Raw genomic sequence first — 6,391 nt, 5'->3', positions numbered from 1 at the left:
GGGGAAGCACACGCAATGCGCCCCCTCCCCTGCACTTGCCTCTTCTTCGATCCAACCCGCTAAAGTCAGCGCATGATGGAACCTCCCGCGCTCCCCGAAGCCTCGCTTCACCCCCTTGAAACCAACACCGGCTGGCAGCCGTTGCCACGGCGTGGCGCGGTGTTCGCCGCTGTCGGCAGCGCCATCGGCATGGCCATCCCACTGACGCTGGCCGCCGGCATCGTGCCGTTGGCCTTCCATTACGCGCACTGGCTGCTCGCCGGTTGCGCCGGCCTGCTGGTCGGGCTGGCGTGGGGCGCCTGGTTCGGCTGGCGGCGGCACCGACTGACGTTCTGGCGGCTGGATGAGCAGGCACTGGGCGTACGCCGCGGCCACCTGTGGCAGAGCGAAAGCCATGTGCCCATCTCGCGCGTGCAGCACCTGGACCTGGGCCGCGGCCCCCTGCAGCGCATGGCGGGGTTGGCGACGCTGACCGTGCACACCGCCGGCACGCGCATGAACACCGTCGCCATCGCCGGGCTCGCACTGGCCGATGCCGAACGCCTGCGTGACCGCCTGGCGCGCCAGCTCGACCACGACGACGCCCTGTGAACCTGCCTTCCGCCGACAACGCCGAACGCCGGCTGCACCCCTGGTCGTGGTTGTTCGTGCTGCTGCGCCAGATCCAGCAGATGCTGCTGCCGCTGGTCGCGGTACTGATCTTCGGTGGCCGGCGTGGCGATGAAGCGTGGTGGTTCCAGCTGATCCCGCTGGTGGTGATCGCCGCGCTGGTGGCCAGCTCGGTGCTGCAGTACCTGACCTACCGCTACCGCATCGGCGCCGACACGCTGGTCATCCGCAGCGGCGTGTTCGAACGCACCCGCCGCGAGATCCCGTTCGCCCGCATCCACAACGTCGCCGTACACCAGAACCTGCTGCACCGCCTGTTCGGCGTGGCCGAACTGCGGCTGGAATCGGCCGCCGGCGACAAGCCCGAAGCCGAGATGCGCGTGCTCAGGCTCGACCAGGCACTGGAACTGGAACGCCTGATCCGCCAGCGCGGCCACGCACCGGTCGCCACCGATGCGCCGGTGCCGGAAGCCGACCTGTTGCTGGCCCTGCCGCCCATGGAACTGGTGCGGCTGGGGCTGGTGTCGAACAAGGCGCTGGTCGTGGTCGCCGCGGCGGTGGGCGCCCTGTACCAGATGTTCCCGCGCGAGATGGCGGCTGACTTCATCGAGCAGCAGGGGCGCCAGGCCCTGGGCTATGCCAGCCAGCTGCATTTCAGCAGCACCGCGATGGCGATCAGCGCCGTGGCCGGGCTGCTGACCCTGCTGCTGTTGATGTGGCTGCTGTCGATCGGTCTGGCCTTCATGCAGTACCACGGCTTCCGCCTGACCGAAGCCGACCGCCGCCTTACCGTCGAACGCGGCCTGCTCACCCGCGTGCGCAGCAGCGTGGCGCGCCGGCGCATCCAGGCCTGGACGCTGCGCGAAGGAGCGCTGCATCGCCTGTTCGGGCGCCGCCAGCTGCGCGTGGACATCGCCAGCGGTGGCGGCAACGAGGACAAGGACGGCCGCGCCCTGAAGGAACTGGCGCCGCTGGCCACGCCGGCCACCTGCGACGCCCTGCTGCAGCACCTGCTCCCGCAGCTGCAATGGCCGCCGCTGCAATGGCAGGCCGTCTCCACCCGCGGCTGGTGGCGCCTGTGCCTGCCGGCGCTGCTGGCAAGCGGCGCGCTGGCCGCCGTGTTGACCCACGAAACCGGCCCGTGGGGATTGTTGCCGTTGCTGTGGCTGCCATGGTCGGCGTTCAAGGCCCGTCGTCAGGTCACGCGCATGGGCTACAGCATCGATGCCCAGCGCGTGACCGTGCGCGGCGGCTGGTGGAACCGCTGGTGGCGGGTGGCCGAGCTGGACAAGCTGCAGGCGCTGCGGCTGGATCGCTCGCCGCTGGACCGCCGTTTCGGCACCGCGACGCTGACCCTGGACACCGCCGGCGCGTTCGGCGCACCACCGCTGCAGCTGCGTTTCCTGGAGGAACAGCGCGCGCAGGAGCTGATGGCGCAGCTTGGCCAGGAGATGGCGCGGCGCCGGCTGCGCTGGTGAGAGTGAACGCCCCTCTCCCGGCCGGGAGAAGGGCATGGCGGGCCGTCAGGTCCGCGCCGGCCCCCAATAGCCAATACGCTTGCGCAGCTTGAACTTGCGCCACAGGTTCATCGGCTTGGGCTTGCGGTTGCGCGCGCCCTTGGCGACGAACGCATCGATCGCATCCAGGATGCGGTCACTGGACTTGCCATCCCGGTACGGGTGCAACTGGTCGGCGAAGTCGCGCACCGCGGCCATCAGCGCCGGCGGTCGCGACAGCGCGGTACGGATCGCCCCTTCGAACTGCGCCGGGTCGTCGATGTCAATCAGCTGCGGGCCTGGGCGGCGGTTCTTGAACGTGACCACCGGCTTGTAGGTCAGCAGGAACTCGTTGAGCGCCGAGGAGGTGTCCGAGCACATCATGTCCACCTGCGGGAACAGGTCCAGGATGTTGTCGTCGTCGGCGAAGCGCAGGTATGGGCCTTCCAGCGCGCGGTACTTGGCCACCACTTCCGGGTCCATCTTCGGGTGGAAGGTGACGATCCAGCGCCACTCACCGCTCTGCGAGAGACGCTTGATCTCATCGTGCAGGATGCCCGCCGCACTCCATGAGGGCGAGAACGTGGAGTGGTACAGGATCACCGGCGGCGCGCGCACCGGGTCGGGCGCGGCGCGCAGCTGGCTCATGAACGGGTCGATCTTCGGGAAGCCGGTCTCCACCACCGAGAAGTGCCCCTGCTCCTTGGCCAGCGCCGAGAACGCGGCGGTGTCGCGCGGGCCGGTGGTGCAGTACAGGTCGAAGAAGCCACGGATGTAGATGTGGCGCGGCTTGCCGGCGTCGAACCCGTGGAAGGTCTCGACCTTCACGCCGGGGAAGAAGTGCGGCACGGCATTGGACGAGGTGATCACCGCGTACGGGTTCCAGGCGCGTACCTGCGCCACCGTCAGCAGGGTTTCGTCCTCGGCCAGGTCCTCGGCCCCGGGACCATCGAAGAACCACGCTGCCTCATCCCCGCGTGCCCGGATCGCCGCCTGGACCGGCCGGAGGATGGCCAGCGCGTAGCGCTCCGAGCCGTACAGCAGATAGTGGCGTGGCACGTGGAAACTCCTGAATCTCCGGGATCTGGCGCGGATTATCGCATCGCCAGCCGGCAGCGTCGCTGCTAGGCTTTGGCCCCGGCTCCCACCGCGTACCCCTGCATGCCCCAGCCCTCGTCCAGCTCCCCGAGCAGCCGCCCCCGCGTATCGGCCTGCATCATCGCCTTCAACGAGGCGGACCGGATCGGCGATTGCCTGGCCTCGCTGGCGTTCTGCGACGAGATCGTGGTGGTGGATTCGTTCTCCACCGACGCCACCGTGGCGGTGGCCGAAGCGGCCGGGGCACGGGTGCTGCAGCGCGCCTTCGACGGCTTCCGCAGCCAGAAGGACTTCTGCGTCAACCAGGCCCGGCATGACTGGGTTCTGTGCCTGGATGCCGACGAACGCGTCGACCCGGCCCTGCGCGCGGCCATCGAGGCCGAACGCGATGCCGGGTTCCCGCGTGGCCCCGGTTACCGCTTCGCGCGCTGCTCGGAGTACTTCGGCCGTTTCCTGCGCCACGGCACCGCTTACCCGGACCGCGTGCTGCGCCTGTTCGACCGCCGCCACGGCGGCTGGCGCGGCGACCGCGAGATCCACGAGGCGGTCTCGGTCGACGGCCCCGTCGCCCTGCTCAAGGGCGACCTGCTGCACCACCCCTACCGCAGCTTCCTGCAGTTGCTGGACAAGAAGCAGAAATACGCGCGGATGATGGCCGAACACGAATTCAGCCGCGGCAAGCGTGCCAGCCTGGGCAAGCTGATCATCTCCCCCGCCTGGCGCTTCTTCCGCAGCTTCGTGTTCAAGCGGGGTTTCCTGGACGGCTGGCCGGGGCTGATCGAGGCCTTCGTCAGCGCCAACTACGTCCGCCAGAAGACCATCATGCTGTGGCTGCTGCAGAACGGCCAACCGGTGCAGACGCCCCCCGCCAGCCGTTGAACCGCTTCCGGTCACGCGCGCCGGAAACGTTTTCCAGGGATGAACGGCCGCGTTTCCTGCCGCGTACGGCGGCTCGGCCGGATGCAACCGTGACAAAATGATGGGCCGGCCCTGCTCCCGTGGCGGGGCCTGTCTTTTTCCTCTCTGGGATCGTTCCATGCAAAGAATTCTGGTCACCGGCGGCGCCGGCTTCCTGGGCTCGCACCTGTGCGACCGACTGATCCGGGACGGCCACGACGTCCTGTGCGTGGACAACTACTTCACCGGCAGCAAGCGCAACATCGCGCACCTGATCGGCCACCCGTCCTTCGAACTGATGCGCCATGACGTCACCTTCCCGCTGTACGTGGAGGTGGACCGCATCTTCAACCTGGCCTGCCCGGCCTCGCCGGTGCATTACCAGCACGACCCGGTGCAGACCACCAAGACCAGCGTGCACGGGGCGATCAACATGCTCGGCCTGGCCAAACGCGTGAACGCGCGCATCCTGCAGGCCTCCACCAGCGAGGTCTACGGCGACCCGGAAGTGCACCCGCAGCAGGAAGGTTACTGGGGCCGGGTCAACCCGATCGGCATCCGCAGCTGCTACGACGAGGGCAAGCGCTGCGCCGAGACGCTGTTCTTCGACTACCACCGCCAGCACGCGCTGGACATCAAGGTGGTGCGCATCTTCAACACCTACGGCCCGCGCATGCACCCCAATGACGGGCGCGTGGTCAGCAACTTCATCGTGCAGGCGCTGCGCGGCCAGGACATCACCATCTACGGCGATGGCCAGCAGACGCGCAGCTTCTGCTACGTCGATGACCTGCTCGAGGCCATGACCCGGATGATGGACACCGAGGCCGGCTTCACCGGCCCGATCAACATCGGCAACCCCGGCGAGTTCACCATGCTCGAACTGGCCGAGAAGGTGCTGCAGCTGGTCGGCGGCCGCTCGCAGCTGGTGTTCCAGCCGCTGCCTTCGGACGACCCGCGCCAGCGCCAGCCGGACATCACGCTGGCCCGCGAGAAGCTGGGCTGGGAGCCCAAGGTCGCGCTGGAAGACGGCCTGAAGGAAACCATCGCCTACTTCCGCACCCTGCTGGCCGAGGACCGGGCATGACCCGCTTGGCGGTCGTCATCACCAACTACAACTACGCGCGCTTCGTGGTCGAGGCCATCGAAGGCGTGCTCGCCCAGACCCGTCCGGCCGCACAGATCCTGGTCGTGGACGATGGTTCCAGCGATGGCTCGCAGGCGCTGCTGCAGGAGCGCTACGGCGCGCATCCGGCGATCACCCTGCTGTTCGGCCAGAACGGCGGGCAGCTGGCGGCGTTCCAGCGCGGCGTGGCCGCCGCCGACGCGGACGTGATCTGCTTCCTCGACGCCGACGACCGCTGGGAGCCCACCTACCTGGAGCAGATCGGCGCGGTCTACGACCAGCGCAAGGACGTCGGTTTCGTGTTCTCCGACATCGCGCTGTTCGGCAACGAGAACGGCCGCATCGGCTTCGCCGGGCGCGCACTGGACCTGGGCTACACCGCGATCAGCACCTATGCGCTTACCTACTGGTACGGCGCGCCGACCTCGGCGTTGTCGCTGCGCAGCCGTTACGCGCGCCAGTGCATGGACCTGCCGGCGCAGGTCAGCGCCAGCTGGCGCCTGTCGGCCGACAACTGCCTGGTGTTCGGCGCCAGCCTGTTCGGTGCACGCAAGTACTTCCTGCCCACCGGCCAGGTCGGCTACCGCATCCACGGCGACAACGGCTGGTGGGCCAAGCAGGACCGCAACACCGTCTTCCACGGCCTGCTGCAGTCGCGCGGCCTGATCCACCACTACGCCCGCGCCGCCGGCCTGGACGACTCCTGCCTGGAGCTGGCCAAGCTGGAGTACCGCACCAAGCCAGACCCCGACTGGGCCGAGGCACGGCGCTACATCGACCTGTGCTGGCGGGCCCGGCTGCCCTGGTGGAAACGCCTGGAGCGGATCCTGAGCATCGTCCGCAGCCGCAAGCGCGGCAAGGGCTGAACCGGGCTGCGGGAATGAGGCTGAACGCTCGTTCGGGGCGTTCATCAAAGACCCGCTTGGCTTCCCTTACCCTTTGCGTCCCCTCCGCCCGCCCCAGCGCCCCGAGGTGACGGCCCTGCGGCATCGAATCCCTTGCGGACCGGGGATTGCGGCGCACGCCCCGCCCACCACCGTTTGCACATGACGCCCGACCTGAAACCGCCACGCTCCACCATCGACCTGTCCTCCCCCGGGGAGCCAACTGCACCGCGCTGGCGCAACCTGCTGTTCGTGGGACTGCTGGCGGTGATCGCCGGCAT

Annotated in this window: 6 protein-coding genes; 5 read left to right on the top strand and 1 reads right to left on the bottom strand. The window is 68.7% G+C overall.

The features are described 5' to 3' along the window. Positions 1-72 precede the first annotated feature (72 nt). Positions 73-591, top strand: coding sequence for a PH domain-containing protein (locus VA603_RS12365; RefSeq protein WP_323439025.1), 519 nt, complete (start codon positions 73-75; stop codon positions 589-591). Continuing rightward, positions 588-2,087: a PH domain-containing protein gene (locus VA603_RS12360; RefSeq protein ID WP_323439024.1), complete on the top strand. Its 1,500-nt coding sequence runs from the start codon at positions 588-590 to the stop codon at positions 2,085-2,087. Before VA603_RS12365 ends, VA603_RS12360 begins: the two co-directional genes overlap by 4 nt. Positions 2,088-2,132: 45 nt before the next feature. Here VA603_RS12360 and VA603_RS12355 read toward each other — a convergent pair whose 3' ends face one another. Continuing rightward, the gene (locus VA603_RS12355) at positions 2,133-3,164 is read right to left on the bottom strand and encodes a CDP-glycerol glycerophosphotransferase family protein (protein WP_323439023.1); all 1,032 of its coding nucleotides are present in this window, start codon (positions 3,162-3,164) and stop codon (positions 2,133-2,135) included. Between the two features lie 102 nt (positions 3,165-3,266). Here VA603_RS12355 and VA603_RS12350 point away from each other — a divergent pair, with 102 nt between their 5' ends. The 3 genes from VA603_RS12350 to VA603_RS12340 all read left to right on the top strand — a co-directional run bounded on the left by VA603_RS12350 (position 3,267) and on the right by VA603_RS12340 (position 6,092). Further along, positions 3,267-4,082, top strand: a complete 816-nt coding sequence (locus VA603_RS12350) for a glycosyltransferase family 2 protein (protein WP_323439022.1) — start codon at positions 3,267-3,269, stop codon at positions 4,080-4,082. A gap of 157 nt (positions 4,083-4,239) precedes the next feature. Beyond that, positions 4,240-5,187: a UDP-glucuronic acid decarboxylase family protein gene (locus tag VA603_RS12345; RefSeq protein WP_132865853.1), complete on the top strand. Its 948-nt coding sequence runs from the start codon at positions 4,240-4,242 to the stop codon at positions 5,185-5,187. Then, positions 5,184-6,092 (top strand): glycosyltransferase family 2 protein, encoded by a 909-nt coding sequence (locus VA603_RS12340; protein WP_323439021.1) that lies wholly within the window; start codon positions 5,184-5,186, stop codon positions 6,090-6,092. Before VA603_RS12345 ends, VA603_RS12340 begins: the two co-directional genes overlap by 4 nt. Positions 6,093-6,391: the final 299 nt, after the last annotated feature.

It is taken from the genome of Stenotrophomonas capsici, assembly GCF_034961085.1.
Taxonomy (GTDB): domain Bacteria; phylum Pseudomonadota; class Gammaproteobacteria; order Xanthomonadales; family Xanthomonadaceae; genus Stenotrophomonas; species Stenotrophomonas capsici.
Note: the sequence above shows the minus strand (reverse complement) of the source record. Positions and strands in the feature narration are given on the sequence as shown.

Coding starts and splice junctions, on each gene's coding strand:
- VA603_RS12340 (WP_323439021.1), top strand. CDS start 5,184: ATGACCCGCTTGGCGGTCGTCATCACCAACTACAACTACGCGCGCTTC.
- VA603_RS12350 (WP_323439022.1), top strand. CDS start 3,267: ATGCCCCAGCCCTCGTCCAGCTCCCCGAGCAGCCGCCCCCGCGTATCG.
- VA603_RS12345 (WP_132865853.1), top strand. CDS start 4,240: ATGCAAAGAATTCTGGTCACCGGCGGCGCCGGCTTCCTGGGCTCGCAC.
- VA603_RS12365 (WP_323439025.1), top strand. CDS start 73: ATGATGGAACCTCCCGCGCTCCCCGAAGCCTCGCTTCACCCCCTTGAA.